At 67.0% G+C, this 25,158-nt stretch carries 26 protein-coding genes, 1 tRNA gene and 7 pseudogenes; 15 read left to right on the top strand and 19 right to left on the bottom strand.

Translation table 11 applies throughout. The features are described 5' to 3' along the window. Positions 1–265: 265 nt before the first annotated feature. Entirely contained in the window at positions 266–1,489 is a 1,224-nt protein-coding gene (locus tag ACH4S8_RS42250; protein WP_398404137.1) for an MFS transporter, read from the bottom strand. Positions 1,490–1,544: 55 nt separating this feature from the next. On the opposite strand from ACH4S8_RS42250, the gene ACH4S8_RS42255 reads away from it, so the two are divergent. Continuing rightward, positions 1,545–2,078 (top strand): transposase, encoded by a 534-nt coding sequence (locus tag ACH4S8_RS42255; protein WP_398404139.1) that lies wholly within the window; start codon positions 1,545–1,547, stop codon positions 2,076–2,078. A gap of 1,577 nt (positions 2,079–3,655) precedes the next feature. Here the strand turns inward: ACH4S8_RS42255 and ACH4S8_RS42260 are convergent. The 3 genes and pseudogenes from ACH4S8_RS42260 to ACH4S8_RS42270 form a co-directional block, all read right to left on the bottom strand. Next, on the bottom strand, positions 3,656–4,438 hold the full coding sequence (locus ACH4S8_RS42260) for a class I SAM-dependent methyltransferase (RefSeq protein ID WP_398404141.1): 783 nt from the start codon (positions 4,436–4,438) through the stop codon (positions 3,656–3,658). A gap of 42 nt (positions 4,439–4,480) precedes the next feature. Beyond that, positions 4,481–5,266 (bottom strand): annotated as a pseudogene (locus tag ACH4S8_RS42265) (IS630 family transposase); the annotation flags it as partial. 132 nt (positions 5,267–5,398) lie between these two features. Next, positions 5,399–6,019: a TetR/AcrR family transcriptional regulator gene (locus tag ACH4S8_RS42270; RefSeq protein WP_398404143.1), complete on the bottom strand. Its 621-nt coding sequence runs from the start codon at positions 6,017–6,019 to the stop codon at positions 5,399–5,401. A 36-nt stretch (positions 6,020–6,055) separates the two neighbouring features. Between ACH4S8_RS42270 and ACH4S8_RS42275 the strand changes: the two genes are divergently transcribed. Then, positions 6,056–6,853 carry an alpha/beta fold hydrolase gene (locus ACH4S8_RS42275; protein WP_398404145.1) on the top strand — a complete coding sequence of 266 codons (798 nt, stop codon included), beginning with the start codon at positions 6,056–6,058 and terminating at the stop codon, positions 6,851–6,853. Continuing rightward, positions 6,853–7,161: pseudogene (locus ACH4S8_RS42280) on the top strand (helix-turn-helix domain-containing protein); the annotation flags it as partial. The gene ACH4S8_RS42275 and the pseudogene ACH4S8_RS42280, both read left to right, overlap by 1 nt. 23 nt (positions 7,162–7,184) lie before the next feature. On the opposite strand, the pseudogene ACH4S8_RS42285 reads toward ACH4S8_RS42280, so the two are convergent. Next, a pseudogene (locus tag ACH4S8_RS42285) lies at positions 7,185–7,406 on the bottom strand (transposase); the annotation flags it as partial. A 154-nt stretch (positions 7,407–7,560) separates the two neighbouring features. Then, positions 7,561–8,421, bottom strand: a complete 861-nt coding sequence (locus tag ACH4S8_RS42290) for a hypothetical protein (RefSeq protein WP_398404147.1) — start codon at positions 8,419–8,421, stop codon at positions 7,561–7,563. Positions 8,422–8,857: 436 nt separating this feature from the next. On the opposite strand from ACH4S8_RS42290, the gene ACH4S8_RS42295 reads away from it, so the two are divergent. After that, positions 8,858–9,289 carry an ankyrin repeat domain-containing protein gene (locus ACH4S8_RS42295; RefSeq protein ID WP_398404149.1) on the top strand — a complete coding sequence of 144 codons (432 nt, stop codon included), beginning with the start codon at positions 8,858–8,860 and terminating at the stop codon, positions 9,287–9,289. Between the two features lie 414 nt (positions 9,290–9,703). Here the strand turns inward: ACH4S8_RS42295 and ACH4S8_RS42300 are convergent, their stop codons facing one another. Further along, on the bottom strand, positions 9,704–10,234 hold the full coding sequence (locus tag ACH4S8_RS42300) for an SMI1/KNR4 family protein (RefSeq protein WP_398404151.1): 531 nt from the start codon (positions 10,232–10,234) through the stop codon (positions 9,704–9,706). Between the two features lie 111 nt (positions 10,235–10,345). Here ACH4S8_RS42300 and ACH4S8_RS42305 point away from each other — a divergent pair, with 111 nt between their 5' ends. Beyond that, positions 10,346–11,065 carry a hypothetical protein gene (locus tag ACH4S8_RS42305; RefSeq protein ID WP_398404153.1) on the top strand — a complete coding sequence of 240 codons (720 nt, stop codon included), beginning with the start codon at positions 10,346–10,348 and terminating at the stop codon, positions 11,063–11,065. Positions 11,066–11,119: 54 nt separating this feature from the next. Then, positions 11,120–11,886: pseudogene (locus tag ACH4S8_RS42310) on the top strand (transposase). 123 nt (positions 11,887–12,009) lie between these two features. Here ACH4S8_RS42310 and ACH4S8_RS42315 read toward each other — a convergent pair. After that, the gene (locus tag ACH4S8_RS42315) at positions 12,010–12,408 is read right to left on the bottom strand and encodes a hypothetical protein (protein ID WP_398404155.1); all 399 of its coding nucleotides are present in this window, start codon (positions 12,406–12,408) and stop codon (positions 12,010–12,012) included. Between the two features lie 576 nt (positions 12,409–12,984). Here ACH4S8_RS42315 and ACH4S8_RS42320 point away from each other — a divergent pair. After that, positions 12,985–13,266 (top strand): hypothetical protein, encoded by a 282-nt coding sequence (locus ACH4S8_RS42320; RefSeq protein WP_398404157.1) that lies wholly within the window; start codon positions 12,985–12,987, stop codon positions 13,264–13,266. A 418-nt stretch (positions 13,267–13,684) separates the two neighbouring features. Here ACH4S8_RS42320 and ACH4S8_RS42325 read toward each other — a convergent pair whose 3' ends face one another. After that, positions 13,685–14,125 (bottom strand): hypothetical protein, encoded by a 441-nt coding sequence (locus tag ACH4S8_RS42325; RefSeq protein WP_398404159.1) that lies wholly within the window; start codon positions 14,123–14,125, stop codon positions 13,685–13,687. Positions 14,126–14,218: 93 nt separating this feature from the next. Here ACH4S8_RS42325 and ACH4S8_RS42330 point away from each other — a divergent pair. The 3 genes and pseudogenes from ACH4S8_RS42330 to ACH4S8_RS42340 all read left to right on the top strand — a co-directional run. Then, positions 14,219–14,371: pseudogene (locus ACH4S8_RS42330) on the top strand (site-specific integrase); the annotation flags it as partial. Positions 14,372–14,561: 190 nt separating this feature from the next. After that, on the top strand, positions 14,562–14,876 hold the full coding sequence (locus ACH4S8_RS42335; RefSeq protein ID WP_398404161.1) for a PadR family transcriptional regulator: 315 nt from the start codon (positions 14,562–14,564) through the stop codon (positions 14,874–14,876). Further along, positions 14,873–15,679, top strand: a complete 807-nt coding sequence (locus tag ACH4S8_RS42340; RefSeq protein ID WP_398404163.1) for a hypothetical protein — start codon at positions 14,873–14,875, stop codon at positions 15,677–15,679. The genes ACH4S8_RS42335 and ACH4S8_RS42340 overlap by 4 nt, the downstream gene beginning before the upstream one ends. A gap of 136 nt (positions 15,680–15,815) precedes the next feature. On the opposite strand, the gene ACH4S8_RS42345 is transcribed toward ACH4S8_RS42340, so the two are convergent. The 4 genes from ACH4S8_RS42345 to ACH4S8_RS42360 all read right to left on the bottom strand — a co-directional run bounded on the left by ACH4S8_RS42345 (position 15,816) and on the right by ACH4S8_RS42360 (position 17,720). Then, a tRNA-Glu gene (locus ACH4S8_RS42345) sits at positions 15,816–15,888 on the bottom strand. Positions 15,889–15,995: 107 nt separating this feature from the next. Further along, positions 15,996–16,403 (bottom strand): hypothetical protein, encoded by a 408-nt coding sequence (locus ACH4S8_RS42350; RefSeq protein ID WP_398404165.1) that lies wholly within the window; start codon positions 16,401–16,403, stop codon positions 15,996–15,998. Between the two features lie 289 nt (positions 16,404–16,692). Next, positions 16,693–17,085 (bottom strand): VOC family protein, encoded by a 393-nt coding sequence (locus tag ACH4S8_RS42355; protein WP_398404167.1) that lies wholly within the window; start codon positions 17,083–17,085, stop codon positions 16,693–16,695. 50 nt (positions 17,086–17,135) lie between these two features. Then, positions 17,136–17,720 carry a dihydrofolate reductase family protein gene (locus ACH4S8_RS42360; protein WP_398404169.1) on the bottom strand — a complete coding sequence of 195 codons (585 nt, stop codon included), beginning with the start codon at positions 17,718–17,720 and terminating at the stop codon, positions 17,136–17,138. 111 nt (positions 17,721–17,831) lie between these two features. Here ACH4S8_RS42360 and ACH4S8_RS42365 point away from each other — a divergent pair, with 111 nt between their 5' ends. Then, positions 17,832–18,461, top strand: a complete 630-nt coding sequence (locus ACH4S8_RS42365; RefSeq protein WP_398404189.1) for a TetR/AcrR family transcriptional regulator — start codon at positions 17,832–17,834, stop codon at positions 18,459–18,461. 70 nt (positions 18,462–18,531) lie between these two features. Here the strand turns inward: ACH4S8_RS42365 and ACH4S8_RS42370 are convergent. Beyond that, positions 18,532–19,058, bottom strand: a pseudogene (locus ACH4S8_RS42370) (transposase). On the opposite strand from ACH4S8_RS42370, the gene ACH4S8_RS42375 reads away from it, so the two are divergent. Next, the gene (locus ACH4S8_RS42375) at positions 18,972–19,172 is read left to right on the top strand and encodes a hypothetical protein (RefSeq protein WP_398404191.1); all 201 of its coding nucleotides are present in this window, start codon (positions 18,972–18,974) and stop codon (positions 19,170–19,172) included. The pseudogene ACH4S8_RS42370 and the gene ACH4S8_RS42375 sit on opposite strands and share 87 nt — an antisense overlap. A gap of 59 nt (positions 19,173–19,231) precedes the next feature. On the opposite strand, the gene ACH4S8_RS42380 is transcribed toward ACH4S8_RS42375, so the two are convergent. From ACH4S8_RS42380 to ACH4S8_RS42400, 5 genes and pseudogenes are all read right to left on the bottom strand, one after another. After that, a complete protein-coding gene (locus tag ACH4S8_RS42380) occupies positions 19,232–19,969 on the bottom strand; it encodes a hypothetical protein (protein ID WP_398404171.1) in 738 nt (245 codons plus the stop codon). A 410-nt stretch (positions 19,970–20,379) separates the two neighbouring features. Then, positions 20,380–20,679, bottom strand: coding sequence for a hypothetical protein (locus ACH4S8_RS42385; RefSeq protein ID WP_398404173.1), 300 nt, complete (start codon positions 20,677–20,679; stop codon positions 20,380–20,382). 359 nt (positions 20,680–21,038) lie between these two features. After that, positions 21,039–21,158: pseudogene (locus ACH4S8_RS42390) on the bottom strand (IS5/IS1182 family transposase); the annotation flags it as partial. Between the two features lie 88 nt (positions 21,159–21,246). Continuing rightward, complete coding sequence (locus tag ACH4S8_RS42395) at positions 21,247–21,870, bottom strand: histidine phosphatase family protein (protein ID WP_398404175.1); 624 nt, start codon at positions 21,868–21,870, stop codon at positions 21,247–21,249. Positions 21,871–22,101: 231 nt separating this feature from the next. After that, positions 22,102–22,395 carry a DUF1330 domain-containing protein gene (locus ACH4S8_RS42400; protein ID WP_398404177.1) on the bottom strand — a complete coding sequence of 98 codons (294 nt, stop codon included), beginning with the start codon at positions 22,393–22,395 and terminating at the stop codon, positions 22,102–22,104. A gap of 188 nt (positions 22,396–22,583) precedes the next feature. On the opposite strand from ACH4S8_RS42400, the gene ACH4S8_RS42405 reads away from it, so the two are divergent. The 3 genes from ACH4S8_RS42405 to ACH4S8_RS42415 all read left to right on the top strand — a co-directional run bounded on the left by ACH4S8_RS42405 (position 22,584) and on the right by ACH4S8_RS42415 (position 24,983). Then, positions 22,584–23,486, top strand: coding sequence for a LysR substrate-binding domain-containing protein (locus ACH4S8_RS42405; RefSeq protein WP_398404179.1), 903 nt, complete (start codon positions 22,584–22,586; stop codon positions 23,484–23,486). A gap of 463 nt (positions 23,487–23,949) precedes the next feature. Beyond that, entirely contained in the window at positions 23,950–24,663 is a 714-nt protein-coding gene (locus tag ACH4S8_RS42410) for a peptide deformylase (protein WP_398404181.1), read from the top strand. A 197-nt stretch (positions 24,664–24,860) separates the two neighbouring features. Then, on the top strand, positions 24,861–24,983 hold the full coding sequence (locus tag ACH4S8_RS42415) for a hypothetical protein (RefSeq protein WP_398404183.1): 123 nt from the start codon (positions 24,861–24,863) through the stop codon (positions 24,981–24,983). The last annotated feature ends 175 nt before the right edge of the window (positions 24,984–25,158 follow it).

Here is a 25,158-nt window from a genome sequence, read left to right on the forward strand (position 1 = left end):
CGAAAAATGACTGGAGCGATTCCGTTTTCGCCCTCTGCACGCAGAACCGACGCTCACGGGCGTCGCGACCCCGGGTCCGCGGCGGGCGGCGGCCCGCGACGCCGAGCCGACCGGCCCGACCTCTCCCGGTGATACGTGCCTTCACGCGCGTCTGCGGTCGTGAACCTCCGATCCCGCCGACCCTGCGCCGTCGGCCCGCCGCCAGGTCAGGGCCGTCGGGAGGAGTTCATGGAGCTGCAACAGACGACGCCGAGAGGCCGCTCGTTCATGTCTTCCCGGAGTCGCGACCAGGTGGGCGGGCTCGCCGCCGGTCCAGCAGCAGGCACGCGGCCAGGACGGCGGCGGTCGCCGGGAAGAGGGCGAAGGGCCCACCGAGAGAGAGCAGGGGCCCGCCCACGAGCGAACCGACACCCGTACCGGCGTCGAAGGCGATGTTCCACGCGACTCCGGCCAGCCCCAGCCCTGCGGGCGTGTCACCGGCCACCTGCATGATCAGCACCAGCGTGGCGCTCTGGGCGGCGCCGAAGCCCGCCCCGAACAGGGCTGCGCCGGACAGCAGCAGAGCCGGCTGATGGGACGCGGCGCCCGCGGCCGTGCCGAGCACGGTGGCCAGGACCGCCGGCACCAGCACCCGTCGGCCGCCGTACCGGTCGATGAACCAGCCGCCCACGAGCCGGAAGAGCACGGTGGAAACCTGCGCGGCGAGCAGGGCCTCGGGCGCCGCCGGGGCGGTCAGCGGCAAAAAGGTGAAGACCGCGCCGTAGGCGGTGGTGGAGGCGATCTCCACCGCCAGGAGGCCGGTCATGGGGCGCAGCGCCTTCACCGTTTCCCGCGGGCCGCGCGTCCGGGCGGTCCGGGGTCCGACGGGGCGGTCGGTCCTTCCACGCCGGGGAAAGCCGAGGGCGCCGACCACGACCAGGGCGGCGCTGCCCGCCGCGAGGACGAAGGTGAGCGCGTACGCCTCCTGCCGAGCCAAAGCGATGCCCACGGGGGCTCCGAGGACGCCGGCGACACCGACCACGGCGCCGTACCAGCCGATGGCCCGCCCCCGTTCGCCGGACGGGAACAGCTCGGCTGTGAAGGTGACACCGGCCACGACGAAGACCCCGAAGCCCAGCCCGCGCACAATCACGAGGCCGGTCAGGGCGGTGAACGTCGTGGCGGCCGGCAGGGCCAGGCAGGGCAGCGCGAGCAGCGCACCGCTCACAGCGAGCGAGAGCCGTCGACCGAGCCGGGCGAAGAGCCTCGGGGTGAAGGGCTGGACGCCCAGCGTGGCCGCCATCAGGACGGCAGTGAGCAATCCGGCGCCCGAGGGGCCCGCGCCGCACCGCACCGCGTACGCCGGCATCGCGGACAGCAGCAGATTGAAGCTCGCGAAGCCGCCGAACGCGGCGATCAGCGCACCGCTGACCGCAGCCCGCCTGCGCCCGGGGAACACGGGCGCACGCCGACCGGTCGACGCGGCGGCCGGCTCGGCGGGCGTGCTCATCACGGCAGTTCCTTACCGGGGGCCGGGGCCGGGCGACACCGTCCGTCGCCCGGGCATGGAGCCGGCGGGGCACACGCCGGTGGTGCGGGTGCGAGGACGTTCCTGGCGCCGCTTCTCGATCGCAGCCCTGTGCTGCTACAAGCCCGGCGAGACATCGCGGCTAATCTACCGGCCCTGTCGTCACCGCAAGCATCCCGGTTCAGGGCGCAAGAGCTTCATCTGGAGCGACTACCGCGACTTGGTCGTGCGCGCCCACCTGCAACTCGGCGCCCCGATCGTCTTGATCTGGGACAATCTCAACACCCATCGGACCGCCGGAACGCGCCAGTTCGCCGCTGCTCATGACTGGCTCACCATCGTGCAACTTCCCTCCTATGCACCGGATCTGAACCCGGTGGAAGGGGTGCGGTCACTGCTGCGACGCGGCCCGCCGGCCAACGTCGCCTTCACCGATCACGAACACCTCGAACGCGTCTTACGCCGCGAACTGCGTCGCATCCAGCGTCATCCCGAACTCATCGACGGCTGCCTCACAGGCACCGGCTTCAACCTCACCCACCACCCGACAACACCCCGAAGAGGTCAGTAATCACGCTGGAGCACGACCGGCTCCAGGCCGAAGCAGACTTCCGTATCGCAATGTTCGGTCCTCTATCCGCGGCATGCATCGTGACGGCAGTCCGCTGGAGCCCTTGGCGCCTCACAGTCTTCTCCCTGGTGGTCACCTTGATCTACGTGGGTGCGGCAGCGCGCACCGAGGCAGGGCAGAGCGTCGCAGGAGCACTTGGATCGGGCAGGATGACCGATCCTGCGCTTGCTCGACTGGATGCAGCATTCCTGCCGATGAGAGCTGCCAGGCCCGGCACTTCTGAATGATGTAAAGCCCACCATCAATTGGCATAGATGCATCAGGCACAGTTCCGTGGGGTGTTGGAACAGCGCGCCCGCCGGACCTGAGATCTGCCTGTGTGAGGTCGCGGGCTCATGCAGGTGATCGGATCGACGGGACCATCCCCGCGGGTGCGGGGAGCAGTCGGCTCCGGTGTACTGCCAGATGAACCCGGGACTATGCCGCGCGCGGGCGAAGAGCACAGCCAGCACCAGCGCCTGTGCGTGCCCATGGAAGGACCATCGGGAACAGCGCATTCCGTGGGATCGTCCAGCCGTTGGCTGAGAATCCTCCCGAGTAGGGGAAATAGCGTTATTCCCCTACGGCCCGTGCCACGGGCGAGCCGGCCCGAGGTAGGCCTCTGAGGGATGTGAGACCAGTTGGACGTGTACCGACCTGCACCGGCGGTGCGTTCTCACATCCCGGACTTCTGCTTCCGGCCAGGCCAGTCCGGATCATCCTCGGCACCAGGAAGATCCCGATGCCCCTCGTGCCACGGATTTGTCCAACCGCAAGCCCCGCACGAGTACCGCCCGTTCACCCCAGCGATCTCTGTCCCGCACCTGCGACAGCCCGTCGTCGTGATTTCCTGCGTGTCCAGGAACGCCGCAGCCGCCTCAGCGGTTGCGGCCGAATCAGGTGCGGGCTGCTGGGTGCGTCGTGAACGTCTCACGGACCAGACCCTACCCGCGGTCCCGGAGCCGTACTCGAAATCGGGCCGCACTGAGGGCAGAGCCAGGACCCGTTAGGACCTTGCTGGGCACTGCCACCGCAATGCGGGCAATTCATCTCGTCACACTCCGTCCATCTCGCCAAGCAAACCGACCAGGCCCGCCCGAGGGTGCCTATTCCAGACTGGGGCGAGCCGGGCGCGAGCGATAGAGAGAGGACTGGCCAACACTTGCGGGCAGGCGAGGCGGGGTTGGCGCCGAGCAGACCACAGGGGGCATCCCTGCGCGGGCGGAGAGCAGAGACCAGCCGATCCCGGCATGCCCCGAACGACGGGATCATCCCCGCGGGTGCGGAAAGCAGCTCAGCGAGCAGGCCCCGCCTGCCGGCGTGCAGGGATCATCCCCGCGGGCGCGGGGAGCAGACTGTCTGACCTGCGACGCTACCGGCCGGGCAGGGCAATTTCATTGACTTTCACCGATTCCGGCAATTCGAACAAATAACAGAGTTGTCCAGTCATCCCCGCACGGCTAGTGCTGTGGCCGGCAACGTTCACCGGTTTGCCATGGATGACCGGAAAGTTAGGCAGGGCGGAGCCGGTGCCTGGGCTACTGCGCTGAGGGAGCGCGCTGTGCGGTGAGCACGGGCTGGTAGTACCCGCTGGAGGCCGGACTGTGCCAGGTGATGTTGGTGAAGCCGGCTTCAGTCACGAACTCTGTCAGCTGCGGGGGCGTCAGCGCCCAGTGGGTGGTCCGGCGGACTCGGACCTGCCAGGTGTTCTTTGCGGGGATGAGCTGGAAGTGCTCCAGGTCGTAGCGTTCGCCGTCTTCGTGCCAGTGCCACAGCTGGAAGGTGATCGCTTGGCCGTCGCGTGTTTGCGAGACCTGGGGAGATGTCGACGTGGGTCTGGTCTGGCGCGTCTCGTTATAAGACCGGACGGTGATCACCAGCAGTCCGTCGTCTCGGAGTACCCGTCTCATGCCGAGGAGTGCCGTCCGGAGATCTTGCCCGGAGAGTAGGTGCGTGAGCGAGTTGTCCGCGCAGAGGACGACGTCGAATGATGTCTCTCTGAAAGGCAGTTGGCGCATGTCAGCCGCAGCGGCCGGAAGCCGGCTGCCACGGGCCGCCGCTTCGGCGGCGGCGCGCGCGGCGGCGACCGGGCTCAGGTCGCTGCCAACGACTTGGTGCCCGGCCCGGGCCAGCCCGATGGCCTGGGTGCCGATCCCACACGAGCAGTCCAGGACGGTGCGTGGTCCCGCGCCGAGAGCTCGGCGGACGAGCCCGCCCAATACCTCGGCCTGGTAGGCCATGCTCGCGTCCCAGTCCCGGAACATCAGGTGGTAGTCGTGGGCCAAATCGTCGTAGAAATCCCGCACGGAGGGCTCGGACATGTATCCCACCGTAGTGCGTGGTCGCCGGGGAGTGCGGGCAGTTCAGGCAGCGGCCGCCTGACTTCGGCCGCCCCAGCGGATGCCCTTCTCGCTGCGGATACGGGTGCGTTCGCGGCGTTGGGCGGCCAGCACGTCGGGGTGGCGGGCGTTCGCGTTGCGCCAGCGGAAGTAGGCATGCAGTGCCCGGGTTTGGACCGTGTGGTTGGGGTGGTGAGAGTTGGCGATGGTGAACTGCCGCAGAGGTCCGAAGTGGGCCTCGATCGGGTTGGCCCAGGAGGCGTAGGTCGGGGTGAAGCACAGTTCGACCCGGTTCTTCTTTGCCCAGCGCCGGATGGTCTCGCCCTTGTGGTCGGACAGATTGTCCAGGATGACGTAGATCGGAGCGCCGTCGGGTCGGGCCGCCCGGATCGACTTCAGCGCGGCCAGGGTGTTCGCGGCACCCTTCTTGCGGCGGTTGACGCCCCACAGGGTGTCGTCACCGATCGAGTAGCAGCCGTGGAAGTAGCGCACTCCGTGGGTGCGGTGATAGGCCGCGGGATGCCGCTCGGGCCGGCCCTGCTCGGCCCAGCACGACCCGGCGGTGGGCCTGATGCCGAGCGGGCCGAACTCGTCGAACGCGAAAACGCGGTCCGGGAAGTGCTTCAGCACGTGCTCGATCCGGTCGAGCTTGGCGTCACGCTCGGGATCGGGGGATTCCTTCCAGGTCTTCGTGCGCTGGAAGGTGACGCCACGGCGAGCGAGCAGGCACCGTAACGCCTCGCGGCCGATCCGGATCACACGGCCGTGTACGCGGCGCAGGTAAGCGGCGAGTTTACGGAGGGACCAGCGTCAGTCAACCTGCGTACACGGACAGGCTCAGCCACCACACCCCCAGCGCTCAGATCGGACGTCACCGCTCATCCAACCGCTCGGACACCCAACCCGGCGAACCTACGTGGTCAGAGCACTAGATGTTGCGGGTCAGGACGTTGGTGACGTGAGTTGTTGGCAGATCAGCTGGTGAACGAGTTGTGCCGTCGCGAGCAGGTCCTCGCGAGCCGTGTCGACGTTGGACCGCACTGACAATCCGTGCCAGACGGATTGGATGAGCCCGGTCAGGACCGCTGCGTTGGTGCCCGCGGCTAGTTCCCCGTCCTGGATCGCTCGTTCGATGCGCACGAGGAGGGCCTGCTCGTTCGAGCTGTGCAGTTCGGCGGCGTAGGCGCTGGTATCGAGCGTGCTCGTGCTGTCGGTCATCACGGCGCTGCTGATGAGACATCCGGGATGCGTGTCGCTTGGCTGGGTGAACTCGTGGACCGAGTCGGTGAGGATGCGTTCGATGACCGTCTGGATGTCCTTCTCGGCGACAGCCTGCTGGTAGATCTCGCGGTAACGCTCGGCGTAGGTCCGCACCGCTTCCTCGAACAGTCCGGCCTTGCTGCCGAAGGCGGCGTAGAGGCTGGAGGTGGAAAGCCCGAGGGTCGCGGTCAAGGTGCGGGTCGAGGTGCCGGAGTAGCCGCGTCGCCAGAAGAGGCGAGCGGCGTCAAGGACCGCACGGTCGCGGTCGAAGGCTCGGGGGCGTCCACGGTTGCGTTCGGTCACGCTTGCATTGTAGATCGTTCGCTCCATAATAGATTTATGGAGCGAACGATTCAGAAGAAGCTGTCGGTCGGCGGGGACAGCTGGGTCACGGTCGATGTGTACGGGGAGCCGGATGCCCCGGGTCTCGTCGTCGTCCCAGGCGTGATGAGCGATGCGCATACGTGGCGCCACGTTGCGGGCGCCATCGACGCCTGGCCCTCAGTAGTAGCCGTAAACCGCCGGGGACGTGCCTCCTCAGGGCCGTTGACCAACTCGTACTCGCTGCGGACAGAGGTTGAGGACCTCGGCGTGGTCCTTGACGAGTTCGACAACACCAGGGCCCTCTTCGGCTGGAGTTACGGCGGCTTGATCAGTTTGCTGGCCGCCAACGATCGCCCGATTCCCCAAGTGATCGCCTACGAGCCGGTGATGCAGCCATTCGGACGCCATGCGTTGCCGGACCTGAAGAACGCGGTGCAGACGGCGGACTGGGATCGCTGCGTCGAGATCGTCAATCGGCAGATCTCCGGCTTCTCCGCTGCGCATGTCGAGGCTCTTCGGGCCGATCAGCACGGTTGGGCGGACTTGCGTCGCTTGAGTGGACCGCTGTACGCCGAACTCGGCGCGCTCAACACGACACCGCCTCTGGATGTGATGGCGCGACAGGCAGATCAAGTCGACCTGATCATCGGCCAGTGCAACCGCGGAACAGCCCCCTACGGAACGTCGTTCGACCACGTGCGGCAGCACGTCGCTCACGCCGGAGTCCACGAACTCCCCGGCCAGGGCCACCTGGCCCACATTCAGGCACCGGCAGAACTTGGCCACCTGCTCAACAACCTCGCCGCCATCTGATGGGCACCCACGCCAACGCACCTCTCTCCATTGAGGGCCGCAGGCGACTCGTCGAGCGATGCGTGTCACCTCCGATCGCCCACGTTGCAGCGGAGATGGGCATCTCCAGGGCATGCGCGTCCAAGCGGGTCAACCGGTACCGTCGTCATGGTGAGCTCGGCCTGCACGACCGGTCCTCCACACCCCACCGCCAACCCACAGCCGCACCAGGCAAGGTAGTGGAGCAGATCGAGCAGATGCGCCGAAACCACAGGTGGTCCGCAGGGCGGATCGCCTTCGAACTCAGCCGAACCGGGCACGCCGTGAGCGCGAACGGCACCACGGCGCCATCGCGGTCACCCACACTGGCCGGGCTCACGCACGTCACCAGAACGGTGCCGCAGGTGTCGACGAGCAAGTGCCGCTTGATACCGCTGACCTTCTTGCCGCCGTCGTAACCGTGCAGACCACCACGCTCACTGACCCGGACGTTCTGGCTGTCCACGACGGCCGCGCTGGGAGTGGGATTCCGGCCGAGCTGCACCCGCTCGCGTTCACGCAACGCTGTCAGCATCTCTTCCCACACGCCGTCCGTCTGCCAGCACCGCCAGTAGTGGTAAACCGTCTGCCACAGCGGTAACTGCGCGCCGTCCCCCGTCAGCTTGAAGCTCGCACGAGGTAAGCGAACCCCAGCAAGATCGTTCTTACTGGGATTTCCTATACCTCAACTACTCACCCGGGGTCTCCCACTGCCCCCTGGCCACCCCGTCCGCGTCCGGTACGACAGCGCACCAGTCGCCCAGCGCCGCATCGGCCAGCATGAGGGAGAAACCGTCATCCGTGACCTCGGAAAGTGTGTCGGCTCCACCGGGGTAGTTCCGGTGGGCCAGTTCGCCGTGCGGCAGCGGGGCCACGAAAGCGGTGAAGTCGTCTTGCAGCAGCTCCGCTCTGGGGTTCAGCTCCGGCTCGATGGCCACGCAAACCAGCGAGCGTGGCTGCAGCAGTCGGGCCACTTCGGCTGTGCTCTCCGGCGTCACACGGAACCATCTGCACCCCTGAGCGCCGTATGCCCAGCGCTCGCAGACCAGGGTTAGGCGCTCGGACACCTCCGCCACCCTCGCCCAGAAACCCGCGTCCGCGACGGCGTCGACGGGGTCCGAGACCTCTATGGGTTCAGGAGCCGCGTCTCGCCACAGAAACGTCACGCCCTCACCATGGAGCCCCGCCAGATCGGCGGCCACCGCTGGCGTGGTGTAGAGGTGTACCGCTCCGTCCCATCCCGACTCGATCTGAAGTCTCCCGGGTGCGGCAAGCTGACAATACGGCCCGCGCCCGGCTGCCATTCCCTCGGCGAGACCTATCGCTTGCGGCGGCCGGACCTCCGCACCATTGCGCAGACCGCGGTGCTCTTCGGGAAGGGGCTCGCTCACCAGCAGCCCGCCCACCACCAGGAGGTCTGCGCCACTCTTCTCAATCACGGCTTCGAGCACCTCGCGAAGCTCCGCCGCGTATGCGCTCCAGGCAGCGGCTTCCGCCAGCTTCTCTCGCACGCGCTCGCTGCGGGGGCTGATGATCAGCTCTTTGCTCATTTCGCCGGCCACTTGAGTCCTCGCAGCTCTCCGTTCGACCCGATGCCCAATCGTACGTTTCGTCTCGGGCCGAGCCCCCTCCCCCCCGACGACGGCCGGCAGCGAAGGCGAGTTTCCGTGGCCGCCGCTACCTTGCACCCTGAGTCAGAGATAGGAGACCAGGGCCTAGATTCCCCGTGGGTTCAAGGAAACCGAAGGTCCTTCAGCCTGAACCCACGGGTCCACAGGTGTGTTCAGGTCGGCGCATCCGTGGGTTTGGGTTCAAATCCCACACCCACCGCAAGTGAACGGCTCCCGACCAGGTAACTCGGTCAGGAGCCGTTCTCGTGAGCGTTGTCCGTCTGCGACCGTGGCTCCCCGCTGTTTCCCGACCGAACGGGCACGTAGGGGGCACGCGTGGGCTCTCCTTTCGAGCCATCCCAATAGGTGCGCCGACGTGGGGAAAGGGCTTGGTCAGGCTGGTATCGCACGGTTGAATGCCGACGTGGAGAACACCTGCACACCGGCACATCGAGCGGTGGAGAACGAAGACGCAGAGACCCTGGCTCAACTGCTGGCCAAGGGAGTCGACCCCGATGAGATATGCCACGACATGACGCTCCTTACGCACGCCGTTGACGCGGAAGGCGATGGCGCGTTGCAGAGCGGCAAGCCGTTGACTGTGCACACCACCGCGGTGCTTCTGGCCTTCGGGGCTGATCCGCAGCTCCCGGGACCCGACGGGCTAACACCCATAGGCCTGGCCGTCTCCTACGGCCACCACCTGGCGGTCGAGCTGCTGCAGCGACACATCCAGCGTGGTGAGGCGACGCAAGCAGATGAGGATGCAGGCAACGCTGGTGAAGGCCAGGAAGCGGCTCGCTTTTGATTGGGAAGGATTCGGAGCAGACAGCTTCCAGCAGACCCAGCCCTCGGCCGACAAGGCCCGCACGCCCGAGTAGAGCCGACGGCCTGCGGTCGACGACGCTGAGAGGTCGGCTCCGAGACTTTGGGCGGGAGCTGCCATGAAGCGAGTGATCACGGCCACGTGAGCTTCTGGCGAGTCGGACAGTCTGTAAATCTGCCGGCTTCGCCTTCCCAGGTTCGAATCCTGGCGCCGCCACTCTAATGGGAATCGGCCCCTGACCATCAAGAAGTTTGGTCAGGGGCCGTTCTCGTTCCCGGATCACGCCAGTGCCCGCCGCTTCCCGGTGTTCCCCGCCCGTTCTGGCACGGTCGTGGCACGCGCCATGACCTTGATCACGTGGTGATGGCGGCCCAAGCAGAGGTATCGCCGCAGCCCTCATCCGCTGCCGAGGTAGGGGTCGGAGCAGTCGGAACAGTCCGTCACAGGCGGCGGCTCCGGGAAGGTGCGGTTGCCCTCAAGCCAGTCCGCCAGCCACTGAGCCAGAGTGAACCGCTCGATGAAGAAGCAATGGCGCTGGCAGCGCGTGTTCGGGTCCCAGCCCCACATGCGGCCCTCTGGTGTGCTGAAGTCGACGTGCCACCAGATCGCGCAGCCCAATGTCATCAGCGGCGGTACATGGAGCGGCTGCGGAATCTCCGGCTCGTCGGTCGGAGACCAGTCGCGCGCGAGTTGGAGCAGAGACTCCTCACCGCTGTACCCCTTGCCCGTGTCGGTCAGCGACAGGATGCTCCCGTCGGGGCCGAAGCCGCCGTTGGCGACCTCCAGATACAAGCGCCGCAGCAAATCCGGCATGGGGCACCCCACGATGGCCTCGAGCTCGGCGACCGCCTGCAGAGGCGCGGGCGGCGGCAGCTCATGGGCTCGTGCGTAGGCTCGGACCTGTTCCACTATCTCGTCCTCGATCACCCGTCGATGATCGTGGCCGCCGCCAAGGCTGTATAAGGGCTGTCCCGCAAAGGTCGGCGGGCGCGGCCGACGTCAAGGGTACGGAGCCTCGGCGGCATGATGGTGTCCGTGATGAACCCTGCAGACCTGCACCCTGCCGAGATACCGGGTTACGAGGGCGGCCCCCTCACGCACCAGACCGGACTCCTGGACGAACCCCTGTTCTGGCTGGGGCATCTCTACTCGTGTGTCCAGAGCGAGGAGGCCGAGGAGCTGCTGTTTGGCGCGGACTACGACGCGGCCGGCGACTTCCAGCGGCGGCTGTGGGAGCAGGCAGAGTGGCCGGCATTCACTGTTCCACTCCCCGTTGATCATCGTCTCCACGTCGTCTACCGCACTCTCGCGGACGACACCGGTACCGACTACCTCCTTCACCATCCCGACTGGGCACAGGCCGAACTCCTCGCCCAGGACGACGGGCACTTCATGGGACCGGGCCTGTCCTGGAATGAGCTCGTGGCAGCCGCAGACAATGCGCTGCCTGGCGGCAGCACCACCGATCCCCACGCCCGCCTGCTGCTCCTGTTGCCAGCATTCGGGGACGCCGAAGCACCCGACAATGCTGCGGGCCGCCTGGCGGGTGCACTCCGCGCCCGCACCAGCGTGGAAGATCCCGAGACCCTCGCCTCTGCTCTCCTGAAGGACCAAGGAGCTCCCGGCCCCGCGCGCTGGACGACAGCCGGGCACGGTCCCTCCATCAACGACGGCGAGTACTCCTTCCGCAATCCCGCCAACCGCTTCGCACTGTCAGCCGATCGCCTGGCCCGGGTGAGCGCCGCATTGGCACCGTGAGCCGCGCACGCCAACTTCCAGCGGTGCACGGGTGATGTTTGGCACCATCCAGCAGTGACCGCTGTGATCACGGCTACGCAGCCGTCGTGGATAACCCCGTTCACCGGCCTGAGCCCCCGGTGTTTCAACAAGTTGGTCGCCGCGGTGAGGCGCGAGGGCGCGGACGCCCACCCCAGGAGCACCCCTGGGGCCTGCCACTGCAGGACCGTGCCCTGCTGGTCGTGGCCTACTGGCGTACCAACTTGACGATGCGGCAACTCGCTCCACTATTCGGGATCTCGAAGTCCGCGGTCGGCCGCATCATCAGCCATCTCGGTCCGCTGCTCGCTCTGCGAACCCGGCGCCGTTTCGCCCGAGATACGGTACTCATCGCGGATGGCACCCCGGCGCCCACTCGTGATCACGCAGTGGCGGAGCAGTCGAAGAACTATCAATACTCCACCAACCATCAGGTCGTCATCGACGCCGACACCCGTCTCGTTGTCATGGTGGGGCGGCCAGTCGCGGGCAACCGCAACGACTGTAAGGCGTAGGAGGAGTCCGGCGCCGAGGCTGCTGTCGGTAACACGATCACCATCGCTGACGGTGGCTATCCCGGCACGGGCCTCGTGATGCCGCACCGCCGCCGGAAAGGCGAAGAACTACCCCAGTGGAAGAAGGCCCACAACACCTCCCACAAGCAGGTCCGTGCACGCGTCGAGCACGCCTTCGCCCGAATGAAGACCTGGAAGATCCTCCGCGACTGCCGCCTCAAGGGTGACGGCGTGCACCAGGCCATGCTCGGCATCGCCCGCCTGCACAACCTCGTCCTCAGCGGATGAGGAGATGGGCTCGGTGCTGCTGACAACACCCGCAGCAACCTCAAGATCAGTTACGGGACAGCCCTTAGCACTGCCTTTGCGAACCCGCACCTTCAAAATGGCGTCTCGGAAGCCGCATCTTTATCAGGTCGGTCGCAGGTCATCATCGCCAAGGGTCGGGCCTTGCTCTTCCTCGGCCGGCGCACCGCTGACGTTCGCCGTTGTCCGGTGCGGTTCGGGCTTGTTGGTGTCAGCCAGTGATGTCAAGAGCCGGGTTGCCCGTAGCGTGGTTCCGCCGAGGAACTGAAGCACGCCGCCGAGCACGACGAGAATCATGGCTACGCCCGCGAGGTCCGAGCCCACCGCATAGGACCATCCGACCAGCCTCGGCAGTCCCTCCAGGACACATGCGGAACCCATCAGGATGAGGCCCCAACCAGCCTTCCGGGGATCGCTGCGATGCGCTCCCAGTCGACCGTTCAAGGTCAACGTCCCCATGAACACCGTCAAGCATCCGCAGGCCAGCACGATCAACGCAGTCATGACACCCCTCCGCGGGGAGAGTACCTCGCCGGTACCGGAGTCTCCGTGGGGCCCGTGAACGGTCTTGAAAACCGTCGTGGCGCGAGTCACCGTGGGTTCAAATCCCACACCCACCGCCAGCAGAAACGGACCCTGATCAGGTAAATCGGTCGGGGTCCGTTCTCATGCCCGGTGTCCGCCGGCGCCCGTGACTCCCCGCAGTTCCCGACTGAACGGGCACGGGAAGGGCACGGTGAGCGGCGGCTTCTAGGCGTAGGCGCTCAGCAGGACGGCGAGTAGCCCAGCCACAGCCGCAGCGAAGACTCGAGGCTTCCTCCAGCCCGGCCCTGAAGCCTGGCGGTCCTGCTCCCACGCGAACACCAGACAGGCGCCAAGGCCGAGTGTGCTCCGCAGCAGGAAAACGAGGGCGTGCACAGGGAACCTTCCAGAGACCTTCGAACGGACGGGAAGGCTGCCCCCGGCAGCCGTCCGGTGTGTGTGGGGGGGGCGCTCAGCCGGGGCGCGGGGCTCACGGGATCATCTGGGCAATCCGCGGAGAGTGTGCCAGGATCCCGCTCCGAAAGTGGAGGCCGATTCATGTTTATGGAATGCGTCATTGTGGTCATGTCATCGGTGCTGATCGTCGGAGGGGTCGCCACCCTCGGAGGCGGCTGGCTACCGGCGTGGTACCGCAACGACGTCCGTCGACCGGTCATGTTCGGGTGGGCACAACTGACCGTGGCTTCTGCGGGCATCATCACTCTGCTCAGCCACTACAAGACCAACACCCCACGCTTGGGGGTGGAGGGCATCGCCCTCGTTGTAATGATGTTCGGCGGCTGGTTGGCCGGCTTGTCGGAGAAACCATGGCGCCGCTGATCCTTCCCGTCACCCACCACTCGCCCCAGCTCCCATCCCGTCTGCCGTCGACCCACACACCGTGGAGCAGGCGTGGTTCAGGGCGTCAAGGTGGAGCGCCCAACTGGACGAACGACCTTGACGCCCTGGGCCGCGACTGCTCGGCTCCGCCTGGGTCGACGGCGGACGGGATGGGAGCACCCCACGCACGCCACATTCGGCCGGCACTCGCGAACGGCGCCCCCTCCATCTCGGAGCCTGAGCGCCCCCGCTGGAGGCATGTTCGGACCGGGGGTTCTCCGTGTCCTGGTCTACTCAGTGGGCCGTGGCTTGCTGCGGCCCCAGGGGCTGACCCCGGCGCCGAAGGCGCAGAGGGGTCGGGCCCCAGGGGCCAGCCCGCGCTTGCGCGGGCACTTGAACCAGTAGAGATACTTGTAACTCACTCGGCACTGTGGGGCTGTTCGGTCTCGGGAGACGCCTGATGTGCTTGTTCGGCTGAAGGTTGGGCGCCATGGTGTGCGGCGCAGAACTCATCCAGCAGGTCGAAGAACAGCTCCATCGCGGGCACGTCGGCTGTTTCCGCTGCCCGCTCGATTTCGACTGCCCAGCCCAGGTTGCTGGGATACATCATGCCCAACCGCTTCCACAGCCACTCGGCGAAAGGGGCGATGGGGCCACCGTTCAGGAAGTCGAATTCTTCCTCCACCCCGTGGATCCCCAGGGCGACGTGGTAGCCGGTCAGGATGGAGTCCAGATGTTGCAGTGAGCTACACCGGACCCACATGCCGGGGCGCAGCCGCACTTCCTCCAAGAAGTCATAGACATCGGTCAGCTCGCTCAGTGGCCTAGGCGGTCTCCTGGCTCTTCCCGTCTCTGTCATGTCGCCACCCTAGTGATGACCTGCCGCTATAGGGGGTGGCTGTCGTGGAACCTGAACTTATCGGCGCAGACTGGGAATGGGTCTGGTGCAGGTCACCGCGTGCTGCGCTCCGCTCTGTCCTCGGCCTGTCGCGAGGAGCTGATCGCGTGCAACGTCGCCGAGCTCGTCGAGCCGCCCCGTACGGACAACCGGGAGCTGAGGCCCTGGACGCTGGACGAGACGCTCGACTTTCTCACCGCCTCTCGTGTCGTGCAGGGCACCCAGCGGGAGGCGATCAGACACATGGACCGCCTGCTCAGGCGCCGTCGACCTGCCGCCTAGAAGTCCACATGTCCTGAGGCCGATTCGGGTGGGTGTCGGCTCGACGCCCACCCGAACAAATGTCGTGCTCGATACATGCTTGCCTGTCGTACTCGATACATGCTCAATTGGCATCATGACGAACATCCGGCTTACCAAGCCGACGATCGCCGTCCTGGAAACGCTGCTCTCAGCGACGAGTGACCGCCCAGCTTGGGGCCTCAGCATCTGCCGCGACGCCGACCTGGGCCCAGGCACGGTCTATCCCATACTTGATCGGTTCGCAGAGCGTGGCTGGGTCACGAGTCATGAAGAGACGGGTCCCCATCCGGGGCGTCCCGCGCGCCGCTTCTATGAGCTGACCGGTGTAGGCCGGCAGCAGGCGACCGAGGCTTTGCGTGAGCGCAGGGTGCGCCGATTCGGTCTTGGCCTGGCGGGAGGCGCCCCGTGAGCATCGAAGCTGGAGCGGTCTTCTTCTCCGGGGAGGCCTGGCGGGACTTTTATCGTCTAGACGAAGATCAAAAGGATCGGGTGCTCTTTGTCTGCGACCAGCTTGCAGACGGCACCGTGCGCCAAGGTGACATCAGTCCATACTCGATCCGCCAGTACCCCTATGCTGCTGGTGCAAGCAGCTTACGACTGCCGTCCGACCTGCTCGTTGTCTTCGTCAGCCGACGGCCAAGTAGGGGCGTCGATAATGTTGAGCACGTGATTGTCGGGCTCACGCGAGTGCTCACGTCAGTACCTACGCCGGTGCAGACTTACCGCTCTGACCGCCACCGCGCTGTGCGCGGAGATACACCTGCCAATTCTGGTCGTGTTGCGCGCAAGGCGACGAACATCGCGGTTCGGATCGCTGGCCGGCGCCGAGCGCACCTCCACGCGGAGTGGGTCGCCATCCTTGCAGGCGCACCCGAAGAAGGCATCATTCTCTCGCCTCGGCGGCAACGTTTGGTTGCACTCGGCTTTCTACTCGCCGCGCTGCGGATGCGCCTGCACGATTGGGCTCGCCCTGCTTGGTGGCCGGTGGATTGGCTGCTCCGTACCTCCTCCCGCACCAACGCATTCATCACATCGGTTGTCGGTACTCAGGCGATCTACATCGTCGACGGCCACGGCCTGTCAGGGCTCGTGACCGAGATATGGGACCCATGCGGCATCGCTGGTGCAGCGTTGTTCGCCCTGGCGCGCTGGCTTCGCCGAGTGCGTGGCATCGAGCTGGCCACTCCCGAGACGGAACGCGCAGACGAGTAGGCCGAGCCACCATGGTCAATCGCTCAACTGCCCTCATTGTGTTAAATATGCCGGTGTGCCCGGCCCTGCGAGCTGCATTGCTGTCAAGTCTTGTCGTCAAACGGCCCGGACCATGATCGGTCCGGGCCGTTTTGCCTGGCGCCCCCGGCAGGATTCGATCCTGCGACACCCGCTTGAGGAGCGAGGTGGGGCGATCCGGCTGCTGACCTGCGATGGGAACCATCCGGCGGACTTGGGGTACCTGCACCGCCGACGTCTGCGGTCCCCGTGGCTCCCCGCTCGTTCTGGCACGGTTGTGGCACGGCTGTGAAGGCGATCAGGGTGAGGGCTTAACCCTATGGCCAAGGGCGACCAACCCGAGCCCGATCACGAACAGGGTGGCGCTGCCGAAGCCGAGACAGGCGACGAGCACCGCGCCGACGAACAGGAAGTACGTGGTCAGCGCCTGCGCACGGGCCAGCCGGGTGCCGCTTGGCGAGTCCCGCAGCACCTTCCCGAAGTACCCGTCGGCATCGGCCGGCTCCACGTCCCACAGCGGCCGGCCGAACCGGGCCCGCATCTGGTCCAGATGCCTGACATCCCCGCGGATGGCGCCGTCCACCAGCCCCGCCGAAGCCCGCGCGAGGACGAACCTGGCGAGCACGTCGGTCTCGAACTGCTCCAGTTCCTCCGCCAAGACCGGATCGCGGAACTCGCACAGGTCGCATACGACTGCCAGCGACAACCCAAGCCTCCTAGCCTTCACCTCGATCGCAGATCGATCGGACGAAGTGAGAATGCTTCATGAATCCTGAAGTTACGTCACCAGCTCGAAGAACACCCCCAAGGAGGCAGAACCCCCTGGCCGCGGGGGCAAGGACTCCGCGGGACTCAGAGGAACTCACGGCATGTCGCACAGTGCTGGGTTCGGAACTGCCCTGACTGGGAGCGGCCAGACCAGTCATCCGGGCGTTCGGGGACTCGGTGACGTTCTTGGCGCCGGGGCCGATCACGTGTATGGCGGGCTCCTCGGTCTACGCGGGTTCGTCGCGGGTGGCCCATTCGACGAGCTGGATGACAACTCCGTTCGGGTCGGTCAGCTGGAACAGTCGCTCGCCCCACGGCTCTTCGCGCAGAGGCATGGTGATCGGGGCGCCGGCCTCACGCAGGCGGCGCTCCTCGGCGACGAGGTCGATGACGGTGAGCGCGAGGATCAGGCCGCCGGCCTGCCGGTCTCGCTGTTCGGGCGGGAGCACCTCGGTGCCGCAGCGGAGTAACACGATGTCGGCGGCGGCGTCGCCGCGGGTCAGGGACGCGAAGCCGTCGGCGGCCATGGTGACCTGGTAGCCGAGGTGCGTACAGAAGAACTCGCGTGAGGCGTCCACGTCGGCGACGGTGAGGGACAGGGTGGTGGTGGTGACGTTCAAAGCAGCTCCTGGCTGGTTCGGGCGTGGCGTGGCAGGCGAAGGGCGCCGGTCTAGTCGGCGGCCTTCGTGTAGGTGAGGACGAGGGTGCCGCTCTCGAACACGCGGCTGTCGGTGAGCTGGAAGGCACGCGGCGAGAAGCCGGCGCGGAACAGCGGGATGCCGGTGCCGGTCACGACCGGGTACTGCTTGACGATCAACTCGTCGATCTCGGGGAGCAGCCGGCCGGCCAGGTCGGCGCCGCCACAGAGCCAGATGCCGAGCCCGTCCTGCTGCTTGAGCTTGCGGACCATGGCAGCCGGGTCCTCGTCGGTGACCTCGACGGCCGGGTCCGGGCTGGTGGTGAGCGAGCGGGAGAACACGATCTGCCGCAGGTGGGCGTAGGGGCTGGTGAGGCCGACGGCCAGACCCGGGGCGTACGTGCCGCGGCCCATGAGCACGGTGTCGAAGCGGGTATTGGGTACGCCCGCGACGCCGAGGGCCGCGCGGCCCGGGCTTGGGAGGCAGTCCGCGTACTCGCCGGCCAGGTGCGGGAGGTAGTCCTCGGTGAGGTAGGGGGTAAAGAAGTCGAAGTCGCCGTCGGGGGCGGCGATGAAGCCGTCGATGGTGGTGCCGACGAAGTAGGTGAGCTTGCGCATCCAGTTCCGTTCACTCGGGCTATTTTTGCGACGGACGTAACTTTAGCAGGGCTAACTGATGGGTCAAGCGTAATTTTGCGACGGACGTAAGATTGCTCCATGGCTACCGAGATGGGACTCCGTGAGTCCAAGAAGCAGGAGACCAGGCAGCTGATCTCCGACTGCGCGACCAGGCTCTTCATCGAGCAGGGCTTCGAGCAGACCACCATTACCGAGATCGCCGCCGCGGCCCGGGTGGCCAAGAAGACGGTGACCAACTACTTCCCCCGCAAGGAAGACCTGGCCCTCGACCACCACGAGGCGTTCACCCAGGGCCTGGCCCGGGCCGTCGCCGAGCGCGGGCCCGGCGAGGAGCCGCTCGCCGCCCTGGGCCGGACCTTCCGGACCGCCCTACTGGAACACAACCCCGTGGTCGGCTTCACCGGCCCCGCTTTCGCCCGCATGGTCGCCGACAGCCCCACCCTCACCGCCCGACTGCGCGAACTGCACGACCAGCGGGAAGCGGCACTCGCCGCAGCACTGACCGCCACTGCCCCAAACCCCACCCCGGCCATCGCACCCCGGGCCGCCGCCGCCCTGATCGCCGCCGCAGACCGCCTGCTTTTCCGACGCATCCAGGAACTCACCCTGGCCGGCCACACCAACGACCAGATCGAGGCCACCCTGCTCCCGGAGACCGACCACCTCCACACCCTCCTTGATACCGCCCTGGGCAACCACCCCACCGCCACAGCCCGGTGACCTCGCTGCACGCCCGGAATCGCGTGACGGGCCACGGCCAAAAACTCCTGGAGGGCGTCTGAAAAGCCTGTCAGCGGGCCGATCTTGCGAGGCGCCGCACGAGGAGCATGACCATGGTGAGGTAGATGGCGTTCTCCGAACACACACGCAAGTACTCGTAGTCCTTCGACAGGCGGCGGCACCGCCCCAGCCAGGCGAACGTCCGCTCCACCACCCAACGCCGCGGGACTACCGCGAAGAGAGGTACTGCTGGAGGCGGTTTCCCCACCCGAGCCCGGGTCGAGCGGGATCCTCCGTCGCGACGCTGCACCACCTTCACGGGGATGCCAGCGGCTTCCTGAGCCCAGGCATGGAAGTCGGCGCCGCGGTAGCCCTGGTCCGCCCACACGTGCCGAAGGCGCGGGAAGGTCCCGACAGCCCGGGAGAACAGCACCGCGGCGCCATCGCGATCGCCGACGCTCGCCGGACCACGCAGGCCACCAGGACGGTGCCGCGGGTATCGACAAGCAGGTGACGCTTGACGCCGCTGACCTTCTTGCCACCGTCGTATCCGTGCAGGCCGCCGCGTTCGCCGGCCCGGACGCTCTGACTGCCCACGACGGCCGCGCCGGGAGTGGGATCACCGGCGCCCACCTGGTGCCCTTGGTCCGCGCCGGCGCCCTCTTCGAGAACGGCCACCTGGTCGAACGCACCGAGTCAACCGCCGCCTGACCTGGCTCCACAGATCGACAGAGATTGGCAACTGCGATCCGGTCACACGTGACTAGCCGTCACATGTGCTGCATCCACACATTGGGCTCCACGTAGATGCCCTGGTCGCTGTCCTTGTCGACGTGGAGCAAGCTGAGACCCTGCGGGATGACGTAGTCGCCCGGCTCCGGAAAGGTCATGCCCGTCCACTGCTCCCACTCGAAGACCGTGCCGGTCATCGTCTGAGAGGCGGGGGCGGCGGCAATGATGCGCGCACCGAGACGTTGGTGGGTGCGGATCCACGGGTCGAGCGAGGTACCGTCCGGGCGGGTCCATCCCATGAACGACTCGATAGACGCCAGTGGGTACTGCGACTTCAGGGTTGGGCGGACCGGGGCGATCACCCGAGGCCAACTCTGCTCCACGGCGAGTTGCCGCAGCGCAGTGAGCGTCTCCCCAGCCAGGCCGCGACCCTTGAGGGAGGGTGTGACCACGGCGCCGCAGATCACCAGAGTGTCGGGCTCGGTGCCCTGCTCACGGTTCTCAACGGCGCGAATGGTGGCGTCCGTGTAGCCAGAGGGCAGTGTTTCCGCTTTCCCGTCCCAGCGGATCGGTATCCCCCAGCCGGCGGCGACCGGCACGCCGCGCTCGTCGACCATCATGAGGTTGAGCTCAGTGAACCACTCCCTGATCCGGCCGATGTACTGCTTGGCCAGCCGATCAGCGGTGATGAACTCCGGGAATCCCTCGCTGAAGAGCTCTTCCAACTGCTCGTCGGGCCACTCGTGCGCGTCAAACAGCTCCGTGATCAACTTCATGGGCAGTTTGTAGCGCATCTCAGCTCACACTGGCTAGGCGAACCGGCACCGCGATGTGCTGCAACGATGCCCCCCGACTGGGGCTGACTCAGATCAGAGCTGGAGGCGAAGACTCGGATCTTCTGGGGGGGGCATCCCGCGCGATCCACAACTCTTGACAATTACTCCCTCATGCGCACCAAGTGCGTATCACTGCGGTGCGCACCCTGGGGGATACGCCGTATCCCCGATGCCGATACAGCGAATCCCCAAGGCGATACGGCGAACCGTCGGTGCGCGCTGACTGCGCCGGTGCGCATCATCCGGGCGCGCCTGGGCCCTGGCCGGTGCGCGGCTGGTGCGGGCGGTACGCACTCTGCTCGTCTGGCTGATGCGCCCGCGGCACGCCACCCGGGTTCGGGTGCGCAGGCTTACGCACCCGTCGGGCGCGCTTCGTCTCCGACGGTGGCGAACGCCCTGCCTATCCGGCCGATCTGGTCGGCGGTCAGCTCCAGGGCTTCCAGGCCGGTGCACAGCGCGGCGACGCCGACTGGACCGGCCTTCTTCAATGCGAGCTGCTCCTCTTGGCCGAAGAGAAGCAGCTGCTCGAGCATCGCCACCTGCTGGTGTGCAAAGACGTCGTACGGGTCGCGGCCCGTACGACGGGCGGTGCGCAGCCGGGCACTCAGCACAGTGCTGGCGATGACGGCGCGGTCGTGGCGCAGCGGCACGCGCGGGATGCCCCACTCCCCCGGCTCCAGCGGCAGAAGCGACCCGGCCGCCGGGTGTCGGCAGGCAGCTTGCGGTCGGTGTCGTGGTCAGGAGCAGCGGCCGGTCGGCGCCGTGCGAGTGGTGGGCCGTGTGGTGCCCAGCGGGCGGTGTAGAGGCGGCACTCCGGGCTGCGACCGCGCTCGGTGCGGGCCTCGGTGATGTCGGTGCAGTGCACGGCGAGCGCGGCGTCCACGATCGTCTTGTCCAAGCCGGTGCCGCGGCGTTGGCCGCGCTGGACAAGGGCGAGGTGACGGCGGGCTTCGGCGAGCAAGTGGCGACGTTGACATCCTCCCCCTCTTAAATGAGGGGGAGGATGTCAAGCAATGGCCTCAAGGGTGTGGCGATGGTCGGCCCACCGCCGCCCACTCACTGGATGGGCCGGCATCAGCGGCTCGATCCGGTCCCACATCACATCAGTGATCACCAACCGGACAGACAGGTCCGATCAACTGACCGACGCACGGGGAAGACACGCTTGAGGCCACCGCCTGGAGCGATGACCCGATGCACGTGGCTCGGCGGGCGCATTAGATGTGCAACTCGGGGGGAAACCCGGTCCATTGCAGTTCGGTGGGCAGATGCCGCATGTCGTTGGAGACGAGGACGGAGGCCGGCCGGCCGGGCGCGTATCGGATGACCGTGAGTGCGGCGTTGCCGTGGTTGAGGCCGAGCCAGCGCCACTTCGGCGCGTGCATGGCCTCCCGGACGAGCCAGGCGATCAGGAAGTTGTGGGTGACGACCAGTTCGTACCGGTCCTCTTCGGCATCCACCGGCCCAGTGAACAGACCCAGCGCCCGGCGCGCCAGCGCGGGCCCGCGCTCCCTCTCCTCGTCGGTGACATCAGCGAGGAAGCGGAGGAAGAGGTCAGCCGATTCCGCCGGCAACTCGCCCCTCACCGGCATGTAGGGGACGTAGTCACCGGCAACGTCGGAGACGGTAAGGGGGACGTTCTCCAGATGGTCGCCGATCAGCCGTGCGGTCTGCTCGGCCCGGGACAGTGGACCATGGTGCACGGCTGCGAAGGGGATGTCCCGGAGGCGTTGGCCGAGCAGTGTGGCTTGTCGACGGCCGCCTTCTGTCAGCCCGCTCTCGTCCGGTAATGCCTCGCCGTGCCGGACGAGATACAGGTATCGGGTGGCCATTCCGGTCATCACAAACTCCTCTGCGCCCACTGACGATCTTGTGCATCCATGGACGCTGCCGCCTCCGATATCGGTTCCATCTGCCGTCAATGAGACGCCCTGCCGGTCGGCGGCTGCGCATGGTCCCCCGAAGGCCACCGGCTGGCCGCCGCGGGACCGGCAGGGCTGTACCTCTTCGACTTCGTTCAGCACCATGTACGTATCAGGTGACGGATGCTCAGCGATGGCTGGGCCCGCCGGTCAGTCGATGCCTTCGATGATGCGGAAGTCGCGCTCGACGCCGTCGGGGAGGGCCACCAGCGCCTTCTGGTATGCCTCGCTCTCGTATGCCGCGACGGCCTGTTCAAAGCTGTCGAACTCGATCAGAACGACGCGTTGCGTGATTCCGGCCTCGTGGGCGACGACTCGACCGCCACGGGACAGGAGGTGCCCGCCCCCAGCCTGGACAGCCGGACGGGCCAGCTTGTCGTAGGCAGTCAGCCCCTCAGGGTCGGAAATGGCGGGGTAGACACTGACCCAGTAGCCCTTAGCCATGGAAACCTCCTGTGTTCGGCCGGACACGTCCGACTTCGAATTGACACTCAGATCGATCGATCCCGGCGACGGATACTGCGGTCAGTTGAATCGTCATATGCGCAGGTTAGGGCTCGATGTGCGGTCGAGGGAAAGACCGATACGGAATAGACTCAGAACGGATCGTTATCAATCGGCAGGGAGGACACGTGGCGCCGGATACGGTGAACCTGCGGTACTTCCTGGTGCTGGCGCAGGAGTTGAACTTCACTCGCGCGGCCGCACGGATCGGTATCGCACAGCCCGCACTCAGCGCCCGGATGCGCCGATTGGAGGCGGAACTCGGTACGGCCCTACTGGTCCGCAACACGCGTAGCGTCGTATTGACCACGGCCGGTGCGGCTTTGGCGGAGTCCGCACCGCCCGCACTGGCAGCACTGGACCGGGCATGGGACACCGCCCGGAGCGCAGCGGCCGGTGAACTGGGCACACTGCGCATCGGATACAGCCTCAGCACCGGGGCCGAGACGGCACCGGCCCTGGTGGACAGGCTGATTCGCGGCAACAGCGGACTCGAGGTCGGCGCGGTCCCGATGGCGACACCGGAGATCTCCCCCGCGGTCGCCGACGGCCGCATCGATGCCGGGATCACCCGCGGTGAACAGCCGGGCCGTGACGTGCGCCGGTTCCTGCTGCGGCGTGAGCGCGTCGGGGTCCAGCTGGCGCAGCACCATCCGCTGGCCGAACACCCGGAGATCGAGATCGCCGACGCGGCCGCTTATCCGCTGCGACTCCCGGACCGTACGACCAACCCCGTGATCCACGATCAGCTGTCCGCACTGTTCCAAGACACCCGACCACTCCCCCGATTCCACACGCCCGCAGTCTCTTTCGACATGTCTCAGCGCGACCTGCGCGACGGGGTCACCCTCGCCCCGGCCGGAGAAGCCGCGGTCACGGCACAACCGGCCGGTCTCACCTGGCGACCGCTGCGGGGCGCGCCCAGCCTGACGATCCACCTGGTCCTCCCACGCGAGCAGTCGCCGCTACACCGCCGCATCCGTGCCGTCGCCAAAACCCTGGCACACGAGCTGCACTGGCTGCCGGACTGACGCGCAAGAGGTCAAGCGAGACGGACGCCTGCGGTGGCGAGGCCGAAGACCTTGCGCCCGGCGGACTTCGCGGTGATGACGACGGCGGTCTTGCTCAATGTCCGACACGACCTCGCTACGCCGGCGGATCAGCATCCGATGATGGCCCCGGGCCCGGTCCGAGTGGAACTTCCACCGCCTCGCTGGGCTCTTCGACTGTGGGCAGGTCAGGCAGCACGGGCCTGGAGGAGGCACTCAGCGATGATGGGCTTGCCCAGGTAGCGTTCCCCGTTCTTCACCTGCTCGGTCCAGCCGGCCTCGTCACACTGGCCGTCGACCCCCCGCTGCTGTGAGGACTACCGCGTCGCAGTTGGCCACCTGGTAGCGGTTGCGGCACCAACTCGTAAAGCAGCGACCGAGAGGGTCTTCGGAGACCTCTGCTCTGCTGGTGACCGCTACCAGTGGCTGGCTGCGTGGCAGGGGTGTGTCACTGCTGTCCGGGCGCGGAGTTGCGTGCGCCCAACCCGGTGGTGGTCGACCGCTGGCCCGGTGCCGCACGCCCGATATCGTCTGGAGTGGCGCTTCCGGGCCCGGAAGTCCGAACGCAGCATGGATCAGGGGGAATTCACGTGACCCAGGCACGGCCCAGCGAGCAGATGCGCAACCTCGGGGTCGTCCAGCACGGAGCCCCCATCCTCACCGAGCCCGCCCGCCGCTTCGACCTGCCCACCGAGCGCGAGGCCGCGGAGCAGGCCGTGGAGATGCTGTTCGCCTCGATGGAGCGCATCGCCCGGGTCCACCCCTTCGCCAAGGGCATGGGCATCGCCGCCCCCAGATTGGCATCCCGCGGGCGGTTGCCGTCGTCCAGCCCGCCGAGGCGGGCGCCGGCGCCATCGTCCTCCTCAACCCCCGCATCACCGCGTCCTCCGACGAGTGCGACGAGCAGTACGAGGGCTGCCTCAGCTTCTTCGACGTCCGCACTCTGGTCCCCCGCCCCCTGACCATCACCGTCGAGACGACCACCATCGACGGCACCACCGTGACCACCGACTACACGCGCGGCATGGCCCGGCTCATCGCCCACGAGATCGACCATCTCGACGGGCTGCTCACCCTCAACCGGCTGCGTCCGGGCGTCGACCCGATCCCGATCGAGGAGTACCGGCAGACCGGCCAGTCCTGGACGTACAACTCTTGACCTGGAACATGCCTCAGTCAGTTACGACGGCCGCTTCGGCCGCCCGCGTCTTGGGGGTGTGGTCGCCGCGGTCTCGATGTCCCATCCGTCCGCGATGCGTTTCCGCAGCGTGGTGTAGGTGAGGACACAGCGGTCGTGGCCGCTGATCTGGGAACGGAAGCATCGCTTTCGTTCCCGCGGAACTCGCCCCCGACCACGTGAAGAACGGCCAGTTCGAGATCGGCGGCCTGGTCAAGACCGGTGACGACGAACGCGAACGCGGCACCCGCCGCGCCGCGCCTCTGCGCATCGACGGTCGCCTCTCAGCAGCCCGCCAGTAACCCCAACTACCCCAGTTGCAGCACTCGTTTGGCTCTGGCTCAGCTTTTGTGATGCGCGGGAGCCAGGCCCAAAAGGGATTTTGAGACGGTGCCGGCGGTCAGGTGTTCGCTGCTGCGGCCCAAGAGCCTGGCTACGACGGCATCGAAGAGGCGGTCTTCCCCCGCCGGAAGCAAG

The organism is Streptomyces sp. NPDC021080 (genome assembly GCF_044333225.1).
Classification (GTDB): domain Bacteria; phylum Actinomycetota; class Actinomycetes; order Streptomycetales; family Streptomycetaceae; genus Streptomyces.